The sequence below is a fragment of the Methylobacterium sp. DB0501 genome (assembly GCF_011043735.1).
Classification (GTDB): Bacteria; Pseudomonadota; Alphaproteobacteria; order Rhizobiales; family Beijerinckiaceae; genus Methylobacterium; species Methylobacterium alsaeris.
The window spans coordinates 112,035-134,236 of sequence record NZ_JAAKGV010000002.1; the positions used below are offsets into that span (position 1 = coordinate 112,035).

Below are 22,202 nucleotides of genomic sequence, written 5' to 3' on the forward strand. Positions count from 1 at the left end.
CCCTGGTCGCTCACGCCTCGCCCTCGGTCTCGAACAGCACGGCGTCCAGGGCCTCACGGGCCGACTTGCCGGCCCAGATCACGAACTGGAACGCCTGGAAGTAGCGCTCGCAGGCATCGACCGCGGTCTTCAGCATGGTCTCGCACTGGCCGTGGGTCGGCTCGGCGCCGCCGGTGAGCAGCAGCGCGTGGCGGAACATCACCACGTGCTCGCTGTTCCAGAGGTCGAAATGGCCGACCCAGAGCTGCTCGTTGACGAGCGAGACGAGCCGCAGCACCTCGTTGCGCCGCCGCTCCGGCACCTTCAGGTCGAAGGCGGAGGCGACGTGCAGGGCCTCCACGTCCTCGATCCACGTGAAGGCGACGTGGTACTCGGCCCAGCGGCCGGCCACCGCCACCGACATCTCGTCGGTCTCGGCGCGATCGAAGATCCAGTCCCGGAGGGAGGCGAGGCGCTCGACGACATCGAGCGGGTGCTCGGCGCGGTTCAGGTCGTCGATGTTGAGCTGGGTCATGGCGATCCAAGTTTGGCTCGTCAGAGCGGGAAACAGCTGCGTCAGCGGACGCGGCGGCGTGTCGTCTTCAAGGCAGATCGCGACCCGAGCACGATGAGGGTGTGCAGGCGATAAGCTAAAGCGTCGACTTGATGTCCCCCTGAGAGGCGGCGAATCAGTGCGTGACCCACTATAGCCCGGGCGAGTCCAGGGACTCAAAGCGGAAAGCCGCCGGGCCGGCGGCGGGCCGCCGGCTATCCACCGAAGCTTGCTGTGCACGGGCGCCGCTATCCACAGGCGCCGCGATTTGCAGATCCGCCCGTGCAGCCCGGGGGCGTCGGCCGGCTTCGCCGCCCTCAGGCGGTCGCGGTGTCGCCGGGGGCCGTTCCCTTGGCCTTGGAGGCGAGCTTGGTCTCTGCGGGCTTGGCCGCTGCGGGCGTCGCTTCCAGCGCCGCGACGCGGGCCGTGAGCGCGTCGTTCTGGGCGCGCAAGGACGCGACGAGGTCGCGCAGCACCTCCACCTCCTCGCGGGTGGCGACGTCCATGTCCCGCAGCATGCGCTCGATCTGCGCCTTGACCATCGTCTCGGCCTCGCGGCGCACGCCCTGGGCCGCGCCGGCCGCGTCGGTCATCAGGCGGGCGAAGTCGTCGAACAGGCGGTTCTGCTGCATGGGAAAACTCCTTCGGGGGCTGGCATCCTGCGCACCGTCCTAGAGCATTTCCCGGCCCGGTGCATTTCCCGGCCCGCTTTTCCCAGCTCGACGCGCCCCTTCGGGGCTTCGCATCGCCGGAAAATACGGCACCATCATGGGGCCGGCACGGTTGCGCGACGGTATCGCGGGCGGCGCCAGCAACACATGGATGCATTTTGACGGCTTCAAGCATAACCCGGTCTGCGGCATAAGGCGAACCCGTGAGCACGACACCGCACATCCTGATCGTCGAGGACGATCGCGAGATCAGCACGCTGGTCGCCCGCTATCTCCGTGGCAACGATTGCCGGGTCTCGATCGCCGGCGACGGCCGCGAGATGGACCGGCTGATGGCCGATTCCCGGGTCGACCTGATCGTGCTCGACCTGATGCTTCCCGGCGAGGACGGGCTGTCGATCTGCCGGCGCCTGCGCGCCGCCTCCGGCATGCCGATCCTGATGCTCACCGCGAAGAGCGAGGAGATCGACCGGATCGTCGGGCTCGAGATCGGCGCCGACGACTACCTCGCCAAGCCCTTCAACCCGCGCGAGCTGCTCGCCCGCATCCGGGCGATCCTGCGCCGCGGCTCGGCCGCGCAGGGGCGCGACGACGAGGGCGTGCGCCGCCACGCCTTCGCGGGCTTCGTGCTCGATGCGGGCCTGCGCCAGCTCCTCAATCCGGAGGGCGCGCAGGTGGCGCTCACCGGCGCCGAGTTCGATCTCCTGCACGCCATGTGCCTGCGGCCGGGCCGGGTGCTCTCCCGCGACCAGCTCCTCGACCTGACGCAGGGGCGGGCGCCGGGGCCGTTCGAGCGCAGCATCGACGTGCTGGTGAGCCGCATCCGCCAGAAGATCGAGCGCGATCCGCGCAACCCGGAGATGATCAAGACCATCCGCTCCGGCGGCTACCTGTTCACCCCGGAGGTGATCTCGACATGACGGGCAAGGGGCCTCTGCCGGGACGGATCGCCGGGCAACTCGCCCTCCTGGTGGTCGCCGCCATCGTGGTCACCCACGTCGTCGTGACGGTGGCCTTCCTGCTGCTGCGCCCGGAGCTTCGCCGCTCCGACGAGCGCCCGAGCGCGCTGGCCAACCGCCTCGTCACCGTCGTCCACATGGTGGCGGCGGCCCCAGCGGAAGACCGGGCCGACGTGGTGGCGGCGGCGCGCCACAGCGCCTCGGCCCTCCATCTCACCCTTCTGCCCGCCAACACGCCGAACGCGCCCGCCCCGTCGAGTGCCGACGTGCCCGAGATCATCGGCCTGCGGGCGGCCCTGGGGCCGGGCTACGGCGTCGTGGCGGACCACCAGGCGGGCGAACCGCTGCACCTGCGCATCGCCGGACCGGCCGGTCTGCAGCTCGCCGCCGACCTGCCGCCCCTGCCGCTGCCGCACCCGCCGCTCACCAGCGCGGTGCTGATCACCCTGGTCTTCCTCGCGCTCTCGCTGACGCTCCTGTCGATCTGGGCGACGCGGGCGCTCACCGCCCCGCTCGCGCGGCTGGCCGAGGCGGCCGAGGCCTTCGGCACCGCCACCGAGGCGCGGCCGCTGCCGCAGCGCGGCCCCGAGGAGGTGCTGGCGGTGTCGCGCGCGCTCGGGCGGATGCGCGACCGGGTCCTGCGCCTCCTCGACGACCGCACCCACATGCTGGCGGCGATCAGCCACGACCTGCGCACGCCGATCACCCGCCTGCGCCTGCGGGCGGAATTCCTGGAGGACGAGGTGTTGCGCCGGCAATTCCTGCGCGACCTCGACCAGATGAACGGCCTCGTCGAGGCGGCCCTGTCCTTCGTGCGCGACGGCCAGTCCCGCGAGGGCCAGTCCCGCGAAGGGCTGAGCCTCGTCGACCTCGCCTCGGTGGTGCAGACGGTCTGCGACGGCTTCGCCGATATCGGCGAGGCGGTGCGAGCCGAGGACCTGCAGCCGGCGCTCGTGCGCGGCTCGTCCGGCGAATTGCAGCGGGCGCTCACCAACCTGATCGACAACGCCGTGAAATATGCGGGTGGGGCCACCGTGCGCCTCGTCGAGGCGGGGCCCGGCCGGGTCGCGGTCGAGATCCTGGATGACGGCCCGGGCATCCCGGAGGAGGAGCGCACCCGGATGCTCCAGCCCTTCGTGCGCGGCGACAGCGCCCGCACCCTCAACGAGGCCGGCGGCTTCGGCCTCGGCCTGTCGATCGCGAGCGCCATCGCCCAGTCGCATGGCGGCGCGTTCAGCCTGGAGAACCGGGAGCCGCAGGGCCTGCGCGTGCGCCTCGAACTGCCCCGGGCCGCCGTCCCGGTGCCGCGCCCCGCGGCACAGGCCGCCTAGGAGATTCGCGAACGGGGCGCCGCCTTCAGCGCGCCAGTTCGCGCAACCCCAGGCGGATCAGGGTCTTGGCCTCCATCGCGGCCGCGCCCTCGCCGGCGCCCTTGAGCGCCGCGGCCACCGCCGCCGAGGCCTGGACCTGCGCGTAGCCGAGATTGACCAGTGCCGAGATCGCGTCCGAGACCGGCTGGGGCGCCGTGTTGGCCTCGACCGCCCCGGTGAGCTGGATCAGGGCCGGGTCGACGGGGGCGAAGGCCGGGGCCTTGTCCTTCAGCTCGGCCACCAGCCGGGCGGCGAGGCGCGGCCCGACGCCGGGGGCGCGGGCGACCGCGCCCTTGTCGCCGGTGGCGATGGCGGTGGCGAGCTCGCCCGGCTCCATCACCGACAGCACCCCGAGGGCGACCCGGGTGCCGACGCCCTGCACGGTCTGGAGCAGCCGGAACCACTCGCGCTCCGCATCGGCCCGGAAGCCGTAGAGGCGGATCATGTCCTCGCGGACATGGGTCTCGATCGCCAGCTCCGCCGCCTCGCCGGTGGGCGGCAGGCGCTGCAGCGTGCGGGCGGAGCAATGCACCACGTAGCCGACGCCGTGCACGTCGAGGATGACGAAATCCTCGCCGTAGGAATCCACCACGCCCTTCAGCTTGCCGATCATGCCGTCTTCATCTCTGGCGGATCGCCCGGGAGCCGATCGCGCGGGGCTTATCCAAGGGACTTATCCAAGGGACTTGCCCAAGGAGCTACCCATGGGCCTCGCCCAAGGGACTGCCCGGCCCTTACCCAGCCCGGCCCCGGCCCACAAGGCGGGCCGGTGCGGCGCGTCGCCCCGCGGGCGTCCCGCCGCGATCAGCTGAGCCGGCGCAGATAGGCCCGGCGCACGCCCTGGGCGATCTCCCGGCCGAGTTCCAGGAGCAGCATGTCGAGGATCCGCAGGAGGAACGGCCGGTCCGCCGCAGCGAGGGCCTCGCGGGCGCTGATGCAGGCCTCGGCCGCCTGCTCCAGGGGCGAGTCCGGCCGCGCGTCGACGCAGTGGCCGTAGGCGGTCTCGCTGAGGGCGCTGCCGGTCATGTCGACCAGGATGCCGTGCGCCCGGGCGGGGCGGCCGTCGGGGCCGGGCTCGTAGCGGGCGCGGGAGAGCACCCACAGCGTCCGGCCGGCGGCGTTCAGCACCCGGAACTCGGCCACGAACGAGCCGCCCTGCGCCGCGCCCTGGTGCATCCGGGCGAGCACGGCGTCGCGGTCGTCCGGGTGGATGCAGGCGGCGAAAACCCGTAAGGGGGCGCCCTTCGCCAGCCGGTCGAGATCGGCGCCGAACAGGCTGCCGGCGACGTCGTCGGCATGCACCCGGTCGTCGGGGATGTCCCACGACCACGTACCGACCATGTCGGCCATCGCCGGCAGCGCCGACCGCGCCGTACCGGCCACGCGCCTCCCATCGGCGTTCCCGATCATCTCGCTCCCCGGCCCCGTCCGCCTCGCCGCGGGGGCTCCGGTGAGCGGGCCCCGTCCGGACCTTGTGCGCTGCCCCTAAGCGTCCGGTCAATCCAGGGTTTCCGTACTGGCCGGCCCGGCCGTTCGACGATCAGTCCAAGGTCTTGCGATCCGCGCGGCGCCAACCGATGAGGGCGGGGGACGATTGTTCTCCATCGGCCGGCCACGTTCATCGTCACGATCGTCTCGCCGTCGCCGTGGGACCCCGCACGGATCTGCCGTCGACGTCGGAGGCCCGGTTCGAGTTCGAGGATGGTGAAAAGACCGTTTCACTTCGGGCGCGATATGTTTTTGGTCGGTTTCATCGACCGCCGCGGGCGCGCGTCAAAACTCGTCGTCGCCACCGGGAATGCGGCCGCCGATCGGATGACAATCGCCGGCGCGGCCGATCTTCGTCGGCAGTGCCGTGGCGGTCACCTGCGTCGCAACGGTGCTGCGGGCCGATAAGGACAAGCACGAGGTGCCGTTTCCCGCGCCCGGTTCGGTGGGTGGCGCCATGGTGCATCTGCAAGGGCCAGATGAGGTGCTGGCCATCGCGTGGGACGTGCAGGAGATCGGCCGCCGGCAGGGCAAGCACCGGGCCCGCATCACGGGATGCGTGCGTCATGCGGGAGGAGGCGAAGGCTCGAGCCGGGCTGCTGCGCAGCATCGACCGGCAGCAGGTCCGCCGCCACGGCCACGACTGACCCCCCGGAACCCGCCCCACCGCCGGCCCGTTGGCACGCGGATCTTCCAAGACCCGAGACCCCGCCTTCAGCCCCGCCGGCATCCGCCGAGCGGGGCTTTTTCGTTCTCGATCCTACGCCGCAATCCAGGCGAAGCGCCCGGCCTCGTCCCAGGCGCAGGCCTCTCCGAGCGAGGCGGCGAACACGCCCGACAGGCGGGTGCGCTCGGCCTCGACCACCGGCCCGTCCACGGCCACCGGCCGGCAGCGGGCGGCGAGACCCGGCACGATGAAATCGGGGTTGTGCAGGGCGTAGTCGGAGCCTTCGGTGAAGAACGGGCGGTCGCCCCAGTCGAGGTAGCTCTCGGCGGGCAGGCCCTCGGCGAGCAGGATGTCGTGGGCGTCGAGCTCGACGTGCCAGTAGGTGATGGACGAGACCGGCTCGCGGGCGATGCTGGTGCCGTTGATCAGGCACATGATCGGCACGAGATGGCCGCCCGCGCCGTCCGCATCGGCGCCGACGAGGACCGGGTGGCCGGGGGAGAGGCGCAGGTCGCGGGACGGCAGCCCGGCCCCGAAGGCGCCGGCGCGGACCCGGACGGGCTGCTGCGGCGCCGGCAGCGGGCGGGCGCCCGCATCGAGGTCGCGGTGCCCGATCCAGACGATCGGCCGCAGGGCGCCGGAGGCGGTCACCGCTAGGTCGCCGACTTGCAGACGCTCCACGGCAATGTCGTCATGAGCGCTGTTACGTACCACGCGAACGCGCGTATTGGTTGCGAAGCACACGGCCACTGTCGCTGTCGGTACGTTCGTCGCTTGTGCCGATGTGAGAATTGGCCTGTCGGGAAACGTGCTCCCTGCTTGAATCCGCAAATAGGTTACACTGGAAAATGAAGACGCCTGCTCGTTATTATAATAGAAATCAAGATTGGCATAATTTGATGATGATGCGAAATATCTTATATTGGCAAAATAATATGGGGTTCCGCTAGAGTTCGACGATTGACTGAGAAGGCCCGATGAAAATTTCAGATTGTCTGCTGTTACATTCACGTTGTATATTTGTAGAGTATCATAGTTTACCTCGAAAGATCCACTGACTGAAATTGCCGGACCACTAAGATTTTGCAGCGATTTATTGAACGTATATGAATATAAATTTGCCACGATTTCCTCCATCATGCGCACGAACTTTATGTGATAAATGTTATACGCCACAATCCAATGCAGATAATTCAATCGAAATGTCTCAAATATGCAACAAAATCAATTTAGTGAAGGAATTCAGCTTCCGTGATTATGATAGTGCAGTCCCTCACCGCTCCGGCCACGGCACGTCTCGGCCAATGACGAGGCTCACCCGCCGCTAAGCTGCTCCGCGAAGTTCTCCGGCACCTCGCCGAACTGCCCGAGGATCGCGGCACCTGATCGACGCGGCGATCCGCGGCGTGGCCATGACCTGGCGCGAGCGGGGCCCGACGCCGTGGCGCTACAGCAAGGCGGGGCTGGTCACGAAGGATCTCGTGCCGCTCGACGGAGCACCCCGCCCGCCGTTCGACGCGCTCGACCGGGAGAAGTCCGGTGCGTTGATGGCGGCGATGGACATGTGCAACAGCCGGTTCCGCCGCCGGGCCGGTGTCGCATCCTCGATCGCCAGTTCCTCCGCCGACCACTGGTGCGCCAGGACGGCCGCGGCGACATCGAGGCTGCCTTTCCCGATCTCGACACCGCCGGCTTCGACGGGTCGGCGAGGTAGGCCGCGATCGCCGCGTCGAGGACATCGTCGGCGATGAGCTTCGCTCGGTAGGCCTCGCCACCGGTCATCGCTTCACCTCCCAGATCGGGGTCATGCCCTGCTGCTCGGCCCACTCTTTGGGACGCAGCCCGCGGCACGGGACGACTCCCCGCGACCGGCTGGCGAGGCCGCGGGACCAAGCAAGGACGGTAGGTGGAATAAGAGGCTTTGTAGGGCCTCATGGCACGCGAACAAGAAGGGAACAGTCGTTGGGGCGTTTCTGGGACTTTGCGTCCCGACAGGGATTTTCCGAGCGCCTTGGCGCCCCTTCCGCGTCATCGCGCAGCTTGCGCCACACAGGGGATTCCACTAGGAAACGGGGCATCGGGGCGTAGCGCAGTCTGGTAGCGCATCTGGTTTGGGACCAGAGGGTCGCTGGTTCGAATCCGGCCGCCCCGACCATCCACCCCACGGATCAGAGCCCGCGATGTCGACCGCCCGCATCTTCCGCCCTGCCAAGGACCCGACCCAGTCCGGCCTCGCCCGGACCAAGCAGTGGACGCTGGAGTTCGAGCAGACGAGCCCGCGGGAGACCGAGCCGCTGATGGGCTGGACCTCGTCCTCGGACATGCTGCAGCAGGTGCGGCTCGAGTTCGACACCAAGGAGGAGGCGATCGCCTACGCCACCCGCGAGGGGCTGGCCTACCGGGTCGAGGAGCCGCAGGTGCCGTTGCGCCGCGGCCTCTCCTACTCGGACAATTTCAAGTACAACCGCACCGCGCCCTGGACGCACTGACCCCGACGCGGGGGACTGCGCGTCAGAACGCGTAGCGCACGCCGCAAGAGGGCAGTTCCTCGGCGAGCAGCGCCTTGAACCGGGACAGCCAGCGGCCCTTCCAGCCGGTGCGGTAGCGCAGGTTCTCCATCCCGCCCTCGGAGCGCTTGGTCTCCTGGATGTCGGGGCGCCAGAGCAGCGCCTCGGCCTTCGGGTGCCAGCGCAGGTTCACCGCGTGCAGGGCGGCGTTGTGGGTGAGGAAGATGATCTCGGCCTTGAGCTGCGCCCGCGCGGCCGGGCCGATGCCGGCGTCGAGCGCGCGGAACAACTCCCGCCAATCCTCCTCCCAGCCCTCGTAGAGGATCACCGGCGAGAAATTGGCGTGGACCTCGTAGCCGGCGGCCACGAAGTCGTCGATCGCGGCGATCCGCTCCGCCATGGGTGAGGTCCGCACGTCCACCACCCGGGCGATGCGCTCGGGCATCAGCGAGAAGCGGATCCGGGTCTTGCCCTCCGGCGCGTAGGCCAGGAGGTCGCGGTTGACGAACTTGGTGGCGAAGGAGGCCTTGGCGTTCGGGATGCCGCGAAACAGCCCGACGAGGTCGCGTACGCTGTCGCAGGCCAGCGCGTCGACCGAGAGGTCGCCGTTCTCGCCGATGTCGTAGACCCAGAACCTGTCGTCGACCTGATCGGGGGCGGGGAGGGGGCCTTGGGCTGCGGCGTGGCGCGCGATCGCCCGGCCGATGCCGTCGGTGTTGACGAACAGGGTGATCGGGTTGGCGTAGCCCTTGCGGCGCGGCACGTAGCAATAGGCGCAGGCCATGGCGCAGCCGTTCGAGCTCGACGGCGCGATGAAATGGGCGCTGCGCCCGTTCGGCCGCGAGGCCAGGCCCTTCTTGACCCCGAGCACCAGGGTCGAGCGCTTGATCCGCACCCAATCCTCGACCGAGCCGGCATTGCCGTGCAGCTCCGGGATGTTCCAGTGCGAGGCGACCTCGATCCGCCGTGCGTCCGGAAAGCGGGCGAGGATCTCCCGGCCCCTCGCATGCGCCTCGACGGCGGGCTCGCAATAGATCGTGTCGATGTCGAGGAGGCGGGGGGAGCGGGACAGGGGGGCTGGTCTCGGGGCGCGCGGGCTCCCTACGATCTAGGGCGGTCGCGGGGCTCCAGCAGGGGCACCAGCAGGCTCGCCGCCGCGAAGGCGCCGCCGACCGCGCAGAGCGCCGGCCAGCCCCCGGCCGCGAAGGCCCGCGTGCCGGCCGAGGCGCCCAGCGCCCCGCCGGCGAAGACCGCGGTGAAGAACACCGTGTTGATCCGCCCGCGCGCCCCGGGGGCGAGCGCGTAGACCCGGGTCTGGTTGGCGATCAGCGCGGTGTTGATGCCGATGTCGATGAGCAGCACCCCGACCGCCAGCGCGACGAGGGAGTGGCCGCCGAGCAGCCCGAACACCGCGAAGGCGGCGAGCGTGAGCACCGCACCGCCGATCAGCACCGGCCGTGGGCTGCGCGTGTCGGCGAAGCGCCCGGCCATCGGCGCGCAGAGCGCGCCGGCCGCGCCGATCAGCCCGAACAGGCCGGCCCCGGCCGGATCGAGCCCGAAGGGCGGCGCCTCGACGAGGAGCGCCAGCGTGGTCCAGAACGCGTTGAAGGCGGCAAACAGAAGGGCCTGCGACAGGGCGGCCCGGCGCAAAACCGGCTGGCCCCGCACCAGGTCGAGGATCGAGGCCATCAGCGCGCCGTAGCCGAGGCGCGTGGCCGGCGCCACCTTCGGCAGGCCGAACCACGCAAGCGCCGCGAAGGCCACCGAGAGACCGGCCGCCCCGACGAACACCGCCCGCCAGCCGAGCCACGCCCCGACGAAGCCGCTGAGCGTCCGGGCGAGCAGGATGCCGAGGAGGAGGCCCGTCATCACCTGGCCGACCATCCGGCCCCGCGTCGCGTCCGGCGCCAGCTCGGCCGCGAAGGGCACCGCCTGCTGGGCCGCCGTCGACAGGACCCCGATCAGGAAGCTCGCCAGCACCAGGACGGACAGGCTGGCGCTCAGGCCCGCCAGGACCAGCACCGCGGCGAGCAGCAGGAGCTGGCCGACGATCAGGCTGCGCCGCGGCAGCGCGTCGCCGAGCGGCACGAGGCCGAGGATGCCGATTCCGTAGCCGGCGAGCGTCGCCGTCGGCACCAGCACCGAGGCGTCGTGGCCGAAGACCTGGACCAGCAATCCGAGCAGCGGCTGGTTGTAGTAGATGTTGGCGACCGCCCCGCCGGCAATCAGGCTGAGGCTCAGGCGGGTCGCGGCCGAGAGAGAGGACATGAGGGGATCCTGACGGGCGGGTCCTGACGGTGTTCGCGGCCCGACATAGCGGGTTTCGGCTGCACGGCACCGGGGCGGTTCCGCACGGCCGCCCCGCCATCCCGGCATGTCGCCCCGGCCGTTCACGCCGCGATCACACGCCCGTGAGGCATCTTCCGTGGGCGGAGATCGTCGCCACATGGGGAAGTGGGCGGCCTGAAAGACCGGCTTGCCTCGGTGCCTGAGGTGCCGATACCCTTTCCCCGATCGTGGTCGATCGGTTCCCTCGCGGATGAGGCGCGGCACCGCGCCGCCTCCGCGGCCCCGGTCGTCGGCCGCGGGCGAGGTCGCCTCGGGAGCCTTGAGCGGTGATCCATTCCGCATCGACGCGATCCATCGCCTCGAAGGAGACGGACGATGTCGCAGTACCGCGTGCTGTTCGCCAAGCAGATCCTCGGTGTCCCGTTCACCGTCGGGACCGTCGCGATCACCCGCGCCCGCGACCCGGACCGGGCGTTCCGCGCCGCCGCCCTGCGATTCGCCCGCCAGCACGGCGTCGAGGATTGGCGCGAGCGGGCCGACGTGGCCGAACTCGATGCCGGGGCCGGACAGGCCTCGTAACCTCGCGCCCCATACCCCGTCCACGTCGACGCAGCGCCCGATTGCCCCGCGATCGGGCGCTGTCCTATGAGGCATGGGTGAGGGTCACCCGCCGACGGACATCCCGAGGACGCCCCGCCCGAGGATTCCCTGCCGATGGCACGCCTGCGCTCCGATTTCTGGGTCTCGGCCCACCTGCGCCGCTGCGCGGTCGAGGGGGTGAGCGCGGTGCAGCGCCGCCGCGGCGCCCTGGAAGCCGGCGCCATCTTCGTCAAGGTCGACCGCCTCGACGGCCGCGCCGACCTCTACGGCCCGGCGCCCCAGGCCCTGTTCGAGGGCGACGAGACCGCCGGCCGCCGCTTCGAGCCGTTGATGCGCGAGGCCCTGCCGCCCGACGTCGAGGCCCGGCTCGCGCGCGAGATCCGGTTCGATTCCGACCTCTGGATCGTCGAGATCGACGACCGGGAGGGGCGGCATTTCCTGGATCTCGCAGAATAGGCCGGGGCCGGGCGCCCGACCGGCGAGCAAGACCTCGTCCGACTCCGTGCGGGCCCGCGTCCGGGCCGTCGATCGGTTCTTCGGCTCGAGGTCCTTGCGTCCCCCGCATTCGCTGAGGCGACCCGGTATCCACGTCGTCGGACAATGATCGAGGCGGGACGCGCAGCGTTCCGGCGGTATCGGGGACATCGAGAAACCGATTCCCGGTTGAAGCCGCTCGTCCGACTATGACGTCGAGGCTGTCGGCGAGTCTTCCGCCGAACTCGTGCGCTCCAACGAGAGCATTGCCGAAGCACGTGCAACCGGCACGAACTCGACGCGCGCTGTGGCGATCCTCGCCGTGACCGACCCGAATCGGGTACGGAACGTCCGCATCCGGGCACGGTCCGCTTCCCGCCCGAAGCGGCCCGCCGCGTCGGGCGCGTCACGATCGCCGCGATCCGCCCCGCTGTCCGCCGGGCCCGGAACGCGGCATAAGAGGGGAACGCCGGTCGTCCCGCGGTGGCATCGTCCCTGCAGGTTCCGCGACCGGATCCCACCTCCCGCATCCGGCGGGCGTCCCATCGTCCTCCGCCAGGCCCGTCCGTTCCCCATGACGTCTCCCGACCCTCTCTCCCCCGCGATTCAGGACCTCCTCGCCACCCTGGTGGGTTTCGAGACGGTCAGCTCCGCCACGAACCTGCCCCTCGTCGACTTCGTCGAGGACTATGCCCGGCGCCATGGCGCGGCGGTCGAGCGGGTCACCGACGGGACGGGCGAGAAGGCGGCGTCGTGGATCACGGTCGGGCCGGCCGACCGGCCGGGCTACGTCCTGTCGGGCCACAGCGACGTGGTGCCGGTCGAGGGCCAGGACTGGACCCACCCGCCGTTCCGGCTCACCGAGGTCGACGGGCGGCTCTACGGCCGCGGCACCTCGGACATGAAGGGCTTCCTCGCGGTCTGCCTGGCGCTCCTGCCCGAGATGGCGGCGGCGCCCCTCGTGCGCCCGCTGCATCTGGCGGTCTCCTACGACGAGGAGGTCGGCTGCCTCGGCGTCCGGCCGCTCATCGCCCATATGCGGGAGCGGGGCGTGGCGCCGCTCGGCTGCTTCGTCGGCGAGCCGACCGGCATGGACGTGGTGATCGGCCACAAGGGCAAGTACGGCGCCAGGGTCACGTTCCGGGGTCGGGCCTGCCACTCCGCGCTGGCGCCGACGGGGGTCAACGCCGTCGAGTACGCGGCCCGCTTCATCGAGCGGGTGCGGGTGACCGCCGAGGGCCTCGCCCGGGAGGGCGCCCGCGACGACCTCTACGACGTGCCGCACACGACCGGGCTCACCGCCCTGGTCCAGGGCGGCACCGCGCTCAACATTGTGCCCGACCGCTGCACCGTCGGGTTCGAATTCCGGGCGATCGCCGGCGACGATCCCCGCGGCCTCGCCGAGACGGTGCTGGCTTACGCCCGCGACGTCCTGGTGCCGGAGATGCGGGCGCGCGATCCCGCCTGCGGCATCACGGTCGAGCCGGTGATCGACTATCCGGGCCTCGAGGTCGCCCCCGACGCGCCCCTCGTCACGGTGGCCAAGCGCCTGGCCGGCCGCAACGGCCACGGCAAGGTGTCGTACGGCACCGAGGCCGGCCTGTTCCAGAGCCTCGGCGACGTGCCCTCGGTGGTGATCGGCCCGGGCGACATCGCCCGCGCCCACAAGGCCGACGAGTATGTCGAGACCCGGGAACTCGCGGAATGTGCCGGCTTCGTGCGCCGGCTGATCGCGGAGAGCTGCGCCTGAGAAACGACGCTCAGCGCCGCGGCGCCAGTTCCCCCATCCGGGCGGCGCGGCCCTGCTCGACGTGCCAGCGCGCATCCGCCACCTGCCGGCGCAGGCTGTTGCGGCGCCAGAGGTGGTACAGGCGGAACGGGTGCGGGGCGGTGCCGGCCCGGGTCTCGTGATGGGTCAGGCGGCGCAGCAGGCCCGGCAGGCAGGCGCCCGCCGCCTCGCCGGTGGCGATGTCGCCGAGGCGGACCTGGCGCAGCAACTCGGCCCGGTAATCCTCCACGCCCGATCCCTCCCTGGCGGTCCGTCGAAGGAGATGCCGGCGGGCCGCGCCCGCCGCCGGCCGGCAGGATGGGACAGGTGCCGCGCCCCTGGCAACGCGGCATCGTCGCCCGCGCGGGGAGGCGGGGAGTGGGCGCAGGGCGGCGGATCGCGCGCAAAAAAAGGCCCTGCCGGCAGGAGCGAGCAGGGCGGTGAAGTCGACTTGGGGGCCTCAGCAACATCCCTGATGGTCGTCCACCCGGTCGAGACCGGGCCAGCAGGGACGGTCGGGCAAGAATTGCCGCAACACGGGTGAGGTTGCTTCGGTTTCGGGGCCCGTTCCATCACTTATGTAAACGAGCGGGCTCCGCTTGATTGTCGTCCCTGGCCGGAGGCTCAGAGCCTGCGGGCGCCGGCGTAATCGGCGATCGAGATCAGGGCCGGCACGTCGCGCAGGGTGATGGCGGTGGCGCGCTGCTCGATCAGGCCGTCGCGGCGCAACTGCTGCATCGTCCGGTTCATGTGGACGACGCTGAGGCCCAGCGCATCGGCCAGGACCTCCTGGGTGATCGGGAACGAGAACCGCTCGTCCTGGACCCGGCCCACCGCCGCGAGCCGCTCGCGCAGCTCGAGCAGGAAATGGGCGACGCGCTCGTAGGCGGTCTGGCGCCCGAGGCGCACCACCTGGTTGACGAGCCACAATTCCTCGGTCTCCCGCGCCTGCCACAGGGCCGCGGCCAGCCCCGTCCCCGGCTGGCCGGTTCCGTCCCCGGCCTCGCGGCCCGGGGGGCCGTCGCCCCAGGCGGCGCAGTCGCGCAGCGGGCCGGCCTCGCAGACCTGTGCCGAGGTCAGGGTGGCGACGGAGCCGAAGGGCAGCGGGCGCCGGCGCTGGCCGAGGCCGATCAGGTCGCCGGGCAGCAGCACGACGACGATCTGGCGCCGCCCGTCGGCGAGGAGCCGCTGGCGGCAGGCCCAGCCCTCCACCAGCACCTGCGGCCGCGGCATCGCCTCGCCGTCGCGCACCAGCTCGGTGCGGGCCGGCACCGGCACCGGACGGGCGGTGATCCGGCGCAGCAGCGCCTCCTCGTCCGGCGCGAGCGGGGCGTAGCCGGACAGGCGGCGCAGAACCGCGTCCGGGCCTGAGGGGCTGCGGGCGATGGGCTCAGCCGGCATCGTCGGCCTCCACAGCCATATCGTCCACAGTCCTGCCGTCGACAGCCCTGCCGTCCACAATCATGTCGTGCTGCGCCGGGCCCGAGCGGGACGGGACCTGGAGCACCTGGACCGGCAGCTCGATGACGCAGCGCACGCCGCCCGGGCGGTATTCCAGGGCGGTCGTGGCGCCGAACTCGTAGACCAGGCCCTGCTCGATCAGCTCGCGCCCGAAGCCGCGGCGGGTCGGGGCGGTCGGCAGCAGGGTGACGCCGCTCTCCTGCCATTCCAGCCGCAGGCGCCGGTCGCCGTCGCGGCCGTAGAGGCGCCAGACGATGGCGATCCGCCCTTCCGGCCGGGCGAGCGCCCCGTACTTGATCGCGTTCGTGGCGAGCTCGTGCAGCACCAGGCCCAGGGTCTCGGCGGTCTTCTGCGGCAGGCGGATCTCGGGGCCGTCGAGGGTCACCTGGCCGCCGTCGCGCACGGCGTGCGACAGCACCTCCTCGCCGATCAGCTCGGCGAGGTCGGTGGCGGCGTCGGGGCTGCGGGTCAGGATGTTCTGGGTCCGGGCGAGCGCCCCGAGCCGTCCGTCGAAATGCATCACGAAGTCGTCGAGCGAGGTCTGGCCCTCGGCGGTGCGGTTGGCGACCGAGCGCACCACCGCCAGGATGTTCTTCACCCGGTGCTGCAACTCGGCGAGCAGCAGCCGCTGGCGATCCTCGGCCATCCGCCGCTCGTGGCTGTCGGTGCAGGAGCCGAACCAGGTGACGGCGGTGCCGTCGGGATCGGCCATCGGCTCGGCCCGGGCGGTGAACCAGCGATAGGTGCCGGCCGCCGAGCGGATGCGGAACTCGTGCTCGAAGGTCTCGCGGCGGGCGACCGCCCGATGCCAGCGGCGCTGGTTCTCCTCGACGTCGTCCGGGTGCAGCACCGACAGCCAGCCGAGGCCCAGCGCCTTGCCGTCCTCCAGGCCGGTATGCTCGTAGAAGCGCGGATTGACGTAGAGCCAGTGGAGCGCCGCGTCGGCGGTGAACAGGAAGGCCGGGACGATGCGCTCCATCCGGCGGAAGCGCTCCTGGGTCTCGCGCAGGGCCCGCTCGGCCCGGGCGGTCGCGGTGACGTCCAGGAACGTGATGACGACGCCGGCGATGAAGTTGTCGATCGAGCGGTAGGGCAGCACCCGGGCGAGGTAGCACGAGCCGGTCTCCGGGTTGCCGACCTCGCGCTCGATGGTGCCGAGGGTGCGCAGCACCTTGCGCACGTCCTCGGGCAGCTCCGGATAGAGGATGCGGGCGGCGATGTGGGTGATCGGCCGGCCGAGGTCGGATTCGATCAGGTGGAAGATGTCGGTCACCGCCGGGGTGAAGTTCTTCACCCGGAACTCGTTGTCGAGGAACACCGTGGCGATCTGGGTGCTTTCGAGCAGGTTCTTGAGGTCGCTGTTGGCCCTGCCCAGATCGTTGACCCGGTGGCCGAGCTCGCCGTTGACGGTCTGCAGCTCCTCGTTGACCGATTGCAGCTCCTCCTTCGAGGTCTCCAGCTCCTCGTTGGCGGATTGCAACTCCTCATTGATCGACTGATATTCCTCGTTGGAGGATTTCAGCTCCTCGTTGGTGCTCTCCAGCTCCTCGATCGTCGCCTGCAGGCGCTCGCGGGTCAGGCGCAGCTCGCTCTCGAGGCGCTGCACGTGCTCGTCGCGCAGGAAGGAGGGGGGCGGCTCCTCGGTGCCGTCGCCCTCCAGCGTCTCGCCCTCCTGGAACAGGATGACGAAGCTCGGCGGGTTGTCGGTGCCGGGCACCGGCTCGACCACGAGCGTCACGAGGCGCCGCTCGCCGTCCGAGCCCATGGCGGTGCGCTCGGCCTTGACGGTGCGGTGCTCGGCCCCCGCCTTCAGCAGGGCGGCGCGCAGGTCGAGGCGCAGGTCGCGATGGACGAGGTTGAGCAGGTTGAGGCTCGCCGCCCCCGTGGCCGGGTCGATGTAGCGCCCGGTGCGGCCGGAGAAGTGCAGCACGTCGTAGGCCTCGTCGACCACCACGTAGGCCGGGGCGTAGCGCTCCGCCACCTGCTCGGCCCGGCGGGCGAGGCTGCCCTCGACCACCCGCGGCCGGAACGCCGCGGCACCCTCCGCCAGGCGCCGGTCGGCCGCCACCGTGAGGGGGAATTCCGGCAGGACCCGGGTGGCGCTCTCCAGGCGCCGGAAGATGCGGTAGCGCCGGTCCACGGGGGCGAACAGCTTGGCGTGCCGGGTGACGTTCTCGGAATTGCCCAGGAACAGGAACCCGCCCGGCCGCAGGGCGAAGTGGAACAGCGGGATGACCCGGTTCTGCAATTCGCCGTTGAGGTAGATCAGGAGGTTGCGGCAGGAGACAAGGTCGAGGCGCGAGAACGGCGCGTCCTTGATGACGTTGTGCTGCGAGAAGATGCACATCTCCCGCAATTCCTTGACGACGCTGTAGGTCGCCCCCTCCTTGACGAACCAGCGGGCGAGGCGGTCGGGCCGGACCTGGCGCACCAGCGCCTCGGTGTAGCGGCCGACCCGGGCGGCGGCCAGAGCCCGCCCGTCGATGTCGGTGGCGAAGATCTGCACCTGCGGCATCGCGTCGAGCGTCGCCATGCGCTCGCGCAGCAGGATGCCGATCGAGTAGGCCTCCTCGCCGGTGGCGCAGCCGAGCACCCAGATCCGCACCTGGTCGTTCGAGCCCTTGGCCGAGAAGAGCCGCGGGATCACCTCGCTCTCGAGCAGCTCGAACTCGCGGCCGTCGCGGAAGAACTGCGTCACCCCGATCAACAGGTCGTTGAACAGGTTCTGCACCTCGTCCGGCTCGGCGCGCAGATGCTCGACATACGCCTCGACGGTCTCGACCTGCACCACCTGCATCCGCCGGTGGACGCGGCGCAGGAAGGTGTTCTGCTTGTAGCCGTGGAAATCGTGACCGGTCTTGTTGCGCAGGATGGTGGCGATGCGGATCAGCCGCTCGCCGGCGCCCCCGTCCTCCGCCTCCCGGGACGCGCGGGGGCCGCGGCGCAGGTAGCGGATATAGGACAGGATCCGGTCCGCCATCTGCTCGGGCGGCACGACGTGGTCGGCGAGCGCCTCGGCGGTGCTGGCGGATGGGCCTTCCTCGCCCTGCGGCTCGGCGAGCGTCAGGCCGCCCGCCTCCTTGACGGCGGTGACGCCCAGCGTCCCGTCGCTGCCGGTCCCGGCGAGCACCACCGCCACGGCGCCGGCATCCTGGTCCGCGCCGAGGGAGACCAGGAAGGTGTCGAGGCTGCCCCGCCCGTCCGGGCCCGCCGCCGGCCCCAGGCGGAACCGCCCCTGCTTCAGGGTCACGGTCCGGTCCTCCGGCAGGAGGTAGATCCGCCCCGGCACGACCGGCGCCTCCTCGGCCACGGGGGCGGGCGTCAGGGCGGCGGCCCGCGACAGGATCGTGAGCCGGCGCGCCTCGTCGACCAGCTGGCGCTGCTGCAGCGCGACCACGACGGCGACGCCCGGCATCTCCGGCGCGTGGGCGAGGAATCGCTCCAGGGCCTCGATCGCCGTTCCCGACGCGCCGATTCCGACCACCACCAGCCGCTCCTGCGCCCGTCCGTCCTCCATGGGGGGGCCCGATCCCGCGCGGGTCTTCCTGGCCAAGGGTCGTCGTCTCCGGTAGCGGGCGGCGGACGGGGGGCGCGGCCTATCGTTCACGATCATACGCATCCGGTATGGCACTGTCAGTCCAAGACGACGGGTTAACCGGGATTCCTGCGGGACGCCCCCCGGTTCCCCGGGCGGCGGGCAGGCCTCACCCCGCCTCGTGCGAGGTCCGCCGGTCGCCCGCCGGCCCGTCGCGCAGGGCGCGGCGGATCGTGCGCACGTGGCTGTCGTATTCCTGCGCCCGCTCCGCGTACATCCCGGCTATCAGGGCGTTGCCGCGCCGGTCCGCGTCGGCGGCCATGCGGCCGACGAGATCCGCCCGCTCCTTGACGATCCGCAGCGCGATCCGCAGGGCGTCCTCGAGCGCGTCGCCGTGGCTGTCGGCCAGGGCCTCGGCCGTGTAGGCGTGACCGATCTGGCAGCGGAAGCGCAGCACCCGGCCCTCCCGCAGCTGGGACAGAACGCCGCCGCAATCCGGGCAGGTGATCGGCGCCGGGTCGGCGCTCCGCCCCAGGAGCCCGTCCGTGATCTCCGCGGCGCGGCCCGCCGCGATCGCGACCTCGAGGGCGAGATCCTCCGGCACCGGGCCCGACGCGCCGGGCGGTCGCGCGACGAGGCCGGCGAGCGCCGCGCCGAGGGTTTCGGTCGGCGCGCAGGCATCCGCCGGCACGGCGGCGAGCGCGCTCCTCGGCATGTCGGGCGCCTCGGCCCCATCGGGATCCTGCACCAGGGCGAGGCCGCCGCGGGCCTTGATCGCGTCGAGGCCCGCGGCGCCGTCGTGCAGGAGCCCGCTCAGCAGCACGCCGACCACCCGCGGCCCGTAGGCCAGCGCCGCGGAGCGGAACAGCGCGTCGATCGCCGGCCGGCTGGTATTCTCCCGCGGGCCGTGACCGAGGCGGATCAGGCCCGGCTCGATCAGCAGGTGGCTGTCGGCCGCCGCCAGGTAGACGCGGCCCGGCCGGATCGCCATCCCGTCTGCGGCCGGCACCAGGGGGAGCGGGCCCGGATTCGGACCGAGCCGGGCCGCGAGGCAGCCGCCGCTCGCCATGTGCAGGACCACGAAATACGAGGTCCGGCCGGCCGTGGGCAGGCTCGCCAGGATCGCCCGCAACGGGCCCACGGCCCCCGCGGAGCCGCCGATCACCACGATGTCGTGAACGGGCGCGGCGTCGGCCGGCACCGTATCGTCTCGTCTGTGGGCCGGGGGCATGGTTGTCGCCGGAGGGACGGCGGCCGTCGCGCATCGCGCCGCATGCCGTCTGGAGGGAGGTGCAGCCTCCCACCGGGAGCCTCGCTCCGCCCCAACACAAGTTAAATTGCGCGTCAGCGCCCGCCGCCCCGGTCCTGGCCCGCGGCACCGGTCCCGGTCTTGTTCCTGGTCTTGTTCCCGGCGATGAGCCGGCGCTCGTAGTGCTTGGCGACCCGCAGGTGGCGCGAGATCGCGTAATTCATCGCCGTCAGGAAGCCGTAGGCGCCGCGCACCCAGTGGCGCCGGCCGACATAGGCCTTCAGGAAGTTGCCGGGCAATTCGACGAACAGCCGCCAGGTCGGGATCTCGACGCCGCGGGCCTCGAGGTCGGCGGCCTGCTGGTCGGAATAGCGGTTGAGCTTGTCGAGCTGGTCGCCGAGGGAGCGGACCGAGAAATGGTGGATCACTCCCTTCAGGCGCCCGACCGTGGCTCCGGGTTCCAGCTCCACCCGGTCGTGCACCGGCGAGGGCGAGTAGCGGCCGCGGTCGCGGCGGTAGAGCCGCACCGGCCACAGCGTGTAGGCGAGGCGGTGCGGCCGCGCCTCGCCGGGAAACACCTCGGCGATGCCGAGCGCGTAGGCCGGGTGCGGCGGCTCGCCGGCCTCGAACAGCCGGCGGATCTCGGCCGACAAGGCCGGCGGCACCACCTCGTCGGCGTCGAGGTTCAGCATCCAGACGTGCCTACACTGCTCCTCGGCGAAGCGCTTCTGCGGCCCGTAGCCGGGCCAGTCGCGGGCGATCACCCGGGCGCCGAGGGATTCCGCGAGGGCCTGGGTGCCGTCGGTCGAGCCGGAATCGACCACGATCAGGTCGTCGGTCAGATCGCGGACCGCCGCCAGCGTGGCGCCGATGCGGTCGGCCTCGTTGCGGGCGATGAGGAAGATCGAGAGGGGGAGGGGGGCGACCATGGACCGGGGCGGGAGAGGCCCGGCCCGCCTGAACGGAGCGCCGGGGGATGTCGGGTCAGGCACTAGAGCATTTCCCGACGGAGCGGACACCGGGTCGTCTCAGAAAATGCGGCAAAATCAAGTGCCTAGAGCACCACTCGATGGCAACACGGTCGGGCGGTGCTCGAGCGCATCGTTCGGGGGGCCTGGAAACCGGTCCGGTCGGTGCCGGCGGGCGGCCGGGCGGGGGCGTGCCCCGGCGGCCACGGTGGCGCAGGGAAATGCGCCGCGGCCGCGCCGCCCCATTGGCGCCGCATCGATTTGGCTCATCCTTAAGGAGTGCCCGCAAGGATCGGGCGCGAGGAATTGCCGGGTGCCGCGGGGTCGTGGCTCTGCGGCCGGAGGGAGCGGGCCTGTGGTGATGGGGGTTCTCGTGCGCGGCCGGAGCTTGGGGATCCTCCTCGTCGCGATTGGGCTCGGCGCCTGCGCGGGCACGCCGAAGGGCGTGCTGGCGCCGGTCGCCGCGACGGTGCCGGGGGCGTCGAAGGTCGACATGCTGGTCGCGACCACCCGCAAGACCGCCGCCAATCCGGGCGAGATGTATTCCGGCGACCGCGGGCCGGCCCTGTCCTACGCCGACATCACGGTCTCGATCCCGCCCGACGCGATCCGCCAGCCCGGCACGGTGCAGTGGCCCAAGGAGCTGCCCGGCAATCCCGCCACCGACTTCGTGACCCTCAAGGCCGAGACCCTGGAGCGGCCCGAGGCGGCCGCGCGCCTGCGCCGCAGCGCGGCGCGCACCGGCAAGCGCAACGTGCTGGTCTTCGTCCACGGCTTCAACAACCGCTTCGAGGACGCGGTCTACCGCTTCGCCCAGATCGTGCACGACACGAGGGCCGACGTGGTCCCGGTGCTGTTCACCTGGCCGTCCCGCGGCAGCGTGCTCGCCTACGGCTACGACCGCGAGAGCACCAACTACTCGCGCAACGCGCTGGAGGGCGTGCTGCGCCGCCTCGCCCAGAACCCGGAGGTCGGCGAGATCACGGTGCTCGCCCACTCGATGGGCAACTGGCTCGTGCTCGAATCCTTGCGCCAGATGGCGATCCGCGACGGGAAGGTCGCGCCGAAGATCCGGGACGTGGTGCTGGCCGCGCCCGACGTCGACGTCGACCTCGCCCGCGAGGCGTTTCGCGACATGGGCCCGGGCCGGCCCCGGCTCAGCCTGTTCGTCTCCCAGGACGACAACGCGCTCGCGGTCTCGCGCCTGGTCTGGGGCAGTTCCGGCGCGCGGCTCGGCGCCATCGACCCCTCGACCGAGCCCTATCGCAGCGAGCTCGCCCGCGAGAACATCGCGGTCCTCAACCTGACCGCGATGAAGGGCGAGGATGCCCTCAACCACGGCAAGTTCGCCGGCAGCCCGCAGCTGGTGGCGCTGCTGGGCAACCGCCTGGCGCAGGGGCAGACCATCACCGATTCCCGCGTGGGCCTGTCCGATCGCATCGTCCAGATGACGGCGGGCGCCGCCGCCACCGTCGGCACCGCCGCCGGCCTCGCGGTCTCGGCCCCGGTCGCGGTGGTCGACGCCCAGAGCCGCGAGACCTACGGCGAGCACCTGCGCAACCTCGGCCAGGGCATCGGCGACACGGCGGAAGGGGCGGTGGATCTCGCCACCGCCCCGGCGCGGGCGCTCGGGGGGCGGTGAGGGTGGTGGCCCCTCGCGGCGA

Annotated in this window: 20 protein-coding genes and 1 tRNA gene; 8 read left to right on the forward strand and 13 right to left on the reverse strand. The window is 71.5% G+C overall.

The window, feature by feature from the left end:
- Positions 1-10 precede the first annotated feature (10 nt).
- The gene (locus G4G93_RS04370; RefSeq protein ID WP_165081572.1) at positions 11-514 is read right to left on the reverse strand and encodes a YbjN domain-containing protein; all 504 of its coding nucleotides are present in this window, start codon (positions 512-514) and stop codon (positions 11-13) included.
- Between the two features lie 335 nt (positions 515-849).
- Positions 850-1,164, reverse strand: coding sequence for an accessory factor UbiK family protein (locus tag G4G93_RS04375; RefSeq protein WP_165081574.1), 315 nt, complete (start codon positions 1,162-1,164; stop codon positions 850-852).
- A 242-nt stretch (positions 1,165-1,406) separates the two neighbouring features.
- Here G4G93_RS04375 and G4G93_RS04380 point away from each other — a divergent pair, with 242 nt between their 5' ends.
- The gene (locus G4G93_RS04380) at positions 1,407-2,123 is read left to right on the forward strand and encodes a response regulator (RefSeq protein WP_165081576.1); all 717 of its coding nucleotides are present in this window, start codon (positions 1,407-1,409) and stop codon (positions 2,121-2,123) included.
- Positions 2,120-3,493 (forward strand): ATP-binding protein, encoded by a 1,374-nt coding sequence (locus tag G4G93_RS04385; protein ID WP_165081578.1) that lies wholly within the window; start codon positions 2,120-2,122, stop codon positions 3,491-3,493. Before G4G93_RS04380 ends, G4G93_RS04385 begins: the two co-directional genes overlap by 4 nt.
- 25 nt (positions 3,494-3,518) lie before the next feature.
- Here the strand turns inward: G4G93_RS04385 and ruvA are convergent, their stop codons facing one another.
- From ruvA to G4G93_RS36710, 4 genes are all read right to left on the reverse strand, one after another.
- A complete protein-coding gene (gene ruvA, locus G4G93_RS04390) occupies positions 3,519-4,145 on the reverse strand; it encodes a Holliday junction branch migration protein RuvA (protein WP_165081580.1) in 627 nt (208 codons plus the stop codon).
- A 191-nt stretch (positions 4,146-4,336) separates the two neighbouring features.
- Positions 4,337-4,915: a PAS domain-containing protein gene (locus G4G93_RS04395; protein ID WP_165081582.1), complete on the reverse strand. Its 579-nt coding sequence runs from the start codon at positions 4,913-4,915 to the stop codon at positions 4,337-4,339.
- A gap of 390 nt (positions 4,916-5,305) precedes the next feature.
- Entirely contained in the window at positions 5,306-5,479 is a 174-nt protein-coding gene (locus G4G93_RS04400; RefSeq protein WP_165081584.1) for a hypothetical protein, read from the reverse strand.
- A gap of 301 nt (positions 5,480-5,780) precedes the next feature.
- Positions 5,781-6,827, reverse strand: a complete 1,047-nt coding sequence (locus G4G93_RS36710) for a Hint domain-containing protein (RefSeq protein ID WP_165082038.1) — start codon at positions 6,825-6,827, stop codon at positions 5,781-5,783.
- 938 nt (positions 6,828-7,765) lie between these two features.
- Between G4G93_RS36710 and G4G93_RS04410 the strand changes: the two genes are divergently transcribed.
- Both G4G93_RS04410 and G4G93_RS04415 read left to right on the forward strand, forming a co-directional pair.
- Positions 7,766-7,842: transfer RNA gene (locus tag G4G93_RS04410), tRNA-Pro, on the forward strand.
- A gap of 25 nt (positions 7,843-7,867) precedes the next feature.
- Positions 7,868-8,176 (forward strand): ETC complex I subunit, encoded by a 309-nt coding sequence (locus G4G93_RS04415; protein WP_165081586.1) that lies wholly within the window; start codon positions 7,868-7,870, stop codon positions 8,174-8,176.
- 22 nt (positions 8,177-8,198) lie between these two features.
- Here the strand turns inward: G4G93_RS04415 and G4G93_RS04420 are convergent, their stop codons facing one another.
- Both G4G93_RS04420 and G4G93_RS04425 read right to left on the reverse strand, forming a co-directional pair.
- On the reverse strand, positions 8,199-9,266 hold the full coding sequence (locus tag G4G93_RS04420) for a spore photoproduct lyase family protein (protein WP_165082040.1): 1,068 nt from the start codon (positions 9,264-9,266) through the stop codon (positions 8,199-8,201).
- A gap of 29 nt (positions 9,267-9,295) precedes the next feature.
- Positions 9,296-10,462: an MFS transporter gene (locus G4G93_RS04425; protein WP_165081588.1), complete on the reverse strand. Its 1,167-nt coding sequence runs from the start codon at positions 10,460-10,462 to the stop codon at positions 9,296-9,298.
- A gap of 396 nt (positions 10,463-10,858) precedes the next feature.
- On the opposite strand from G4G93_RS04425, the gene G4G93_RS04430 reads away from it, so the two are divergent.
- The 3 genes from G4G93_RS04430 to argE all read left to right on the forward strand — a co-directional run bounded on the left by G4G93_RS04430 (position 10,859) and on the right by argE (position 13,307).
- On the forward strand, positions 10,859-11,062 hold the full coding sequence (locus G4G93_RS04430) for a hypothetical protein (protein WP_165081590.1): 204 nt from the start codon (positions 10,859-10,861) through the stop codon (positions 11,060-11,062).
- A 135-nt stretch (positions 11,063-11,197) separates the two neighbouring features.
- The gene (locus G4G93_RS04435) at positions 11,198-11,539 is read left to right on the forward strand and encodes a DUF1491 family protein (protein ID WP_165081593.1); all 342 of its coding nucleotides are present in this window, start codon (positions 11,198-11,200) and stop codon (positions 11,537-11,539) included.
- 592 nt (positions 11,540-12,131) lie between these two features.
- A complete protein-coding gene (gene argE / locus G4G93_RS04440; protein ID WP_165081595.1) occupies positions 12,132-13,307 on the forward strand; it encodes an acetylornithine deacetylase in 1,176 nt (391 codons plus the stop codon).
- 10 nt (positions 13,308-13,317) lie between these two features.
- Here the strand turns inward: argE and G4G93_RS04445 are convergent, their stop codons facing one another.
- The 5 genes from G4G93_RS04445 to G4G93_RS04465 form a co-directional block, all read right to left on the reverse strand.
- The gene (locus G4G93_RS04445) at positions 13,318-13,575 is read right to left on the reverse strand and encodes a hypothetical protein (protein WP_165081597.1); all 258 of its coding nucleotides are present in this window, start codon (positions 13,573-13,575) and stop codon (positions 13,318-13,320) included.
- Between the two features lie 374 nt (positions 13,576-13,949).
- Positions 13,950-14,726, reverse strand: coding sequence for a Crp/Fnr family transcriptional regulator (locus G4G93_RS04450; RefSeq protein WP_165081599.1), 777 nt, complete (start codon positions 14,724-14,726; stop codon positions 13,950-13,952).
- Entirely contained in the window at positions 14,716-18,303 is a 3,588-nt protein-coding gene (locus G4G93_RS04455) for a CheR family methyltransferase (RefSeq protein WP_165081602.1), read from the reverse strand. Before G4G93_RS04455 ends, G4G93_RS04450 begins: the two co-directional genes overlap by 11 nt.
- Before the next feature lie 187 nt (positions 18,304-18,490).
- Positions 18,491-19,522, reverse strand: a complete 1,032-nt coding sequence (locus G4G93_RS04460; RefSeq protein ID WP_312891700.1) for a chemotaxis protein CheB — start codon at positions 19,520-19,522, stop codon at positions 18,491-18,493.
- A 143-nt stretch (positions 19,523-19,665) separates the two neighbouring features.
- Positions 19,666-20,499, reverse strand: a complete 834-nt coding sequence (locus G4G93_RS04465) for a glycosyltransferase family 2 protein (RefSeq protein ID WP_165081606.1) — start codon at positions 20,497-20,499, stop codon at positions 19,666-19,668.
- Positions 20,500-20,899: 400 nt separating this feature from the next.
- Here G4G93_RS04465 and G4G93_RS04470 point away from each other — a divergent pair, with 400 nt between their 5' ends.
- Complete coding sequence (locus tag G4G93_RS04470; protein WP_165082042.1) at positions 20,900-22,180, forward strand: alpha/beta hydrolase; 1,281 nt, start codon at positions 20,900-20,902, stop codon at positions 22,178-22,180.
- Positions 22,181-22,202 lie beyond the last annotated feature (22 nt).

Excerpts from the sequence above, each read along its gene's own strand:
- G4G93_RS04465 (WP_165081606.1), bottom strand. The coding sequence starts at position 20,499 with ATGGTCGCCCCCCTCCCCCTCTCGATCTTCCTCATCGCCCGCAACGAG.
- G4G93_RS04435 (WP_165081593.1), top strand. The coding sequence starts at position 11,198 with ATGGCACGCCTGCGCTCCGATTTCTGGGTCTCGGCCCACCTGCGCCGC.
- G4G93_RS04470 (WP_165082042.1), top strand. The coding sequence starts at position 20,900 with ATGGGGGTTCTCGTGCGCGGCCGGAGCTTGGGGATCCTCCTCGTCGCG.
- G4G93_RS04375 (WP_165081574.1), bottom strand. The coding sequence starts at position 1,164 with ATGCAGCAGAACCGCCTGTTCGACGACTTCGCCCGCCTGATGACCGAC.
- G4G93_RS36710 (WP_165082038.1), bottom strand. The coding sequence starts at position 6,827 with ATGATGGAGGAAATCGTGGCAAATTTATATTCATATACGTTCAATAAA.
- G4G93_RS04370 (WP_165081572.1), bottom strand. The coding sequence starts at position 514 with ATGACCCAGCTCAACATCGACGACCTGAACCGCGCCGAGCACCCGCTC.
- G4G93_RS04455 (WP_165081602.1), bottom strand. The coding sequence starts at position 18,303 with ATGGAGGACGGACGGGCGCAGGAGCGGCTGGTGGTGGTCGGAATCGGC.
- G4G93_RS04385 (WP_165081578.1), top strand. The coding sequence starts at position 2,120 with ATGACGGGCAAGGGGCCTCTGCCGGGACGGATCGCCGGGCAACTCGCC.
- G4G93_RS04425 (WP_165081588.1), bottom strand. The coding sequence starts at position 10,462 with ATGTCCTCTCTCTCGGCCGCGACCCGCCTGAGCCTCAGCCTGATTGCC.
- G4G93_RS04400 (WP_165081584.1), bottom strand. The coding sequence starts at position 5,479 with ATGGCGCCACCCACCGAACCGGGCGCGGGAAACGGCACCTCGTGCTTG.
- argE (WP_165081595.1), top strand. The coding sequence starts at position 12,132 with ATGACGTCTCCCGACCCTCTCTCCCCCGCGATTCAGGACCTCCTCGCC.
- G4G93_RS04415 (WP_165081586.1), top strand. The coding sequence starts at position 7,868 with ATGTCGACCGCCCGCATCTTCCGCCCTGCCAAGGACCCGACCCAGTCC.
- ruvA (WP_165081580.1), bottom strand. The coding sequence starts at position 4,145 with ATGATCGGCAAGCTGAAGGGCGTGGTGGATTCCTACGGCGAGGATTTC.
- G4G93_RS04450 (WP_165081599.1), bottom strand. The coding sequence starts at position 14,726 with ATGCCGGCTGAGCCCATCGCCCGCAGCCCCTCAGGCCCGGACGCGGTT.
- G4G93_RS04430 (WP_165081590.1), top strand. The coding sequence starts at position 10,859 with ATGTCGCAGTACCGCGTGCTGTTCGCCAAGCAGATCCTCGGTGTCCCG.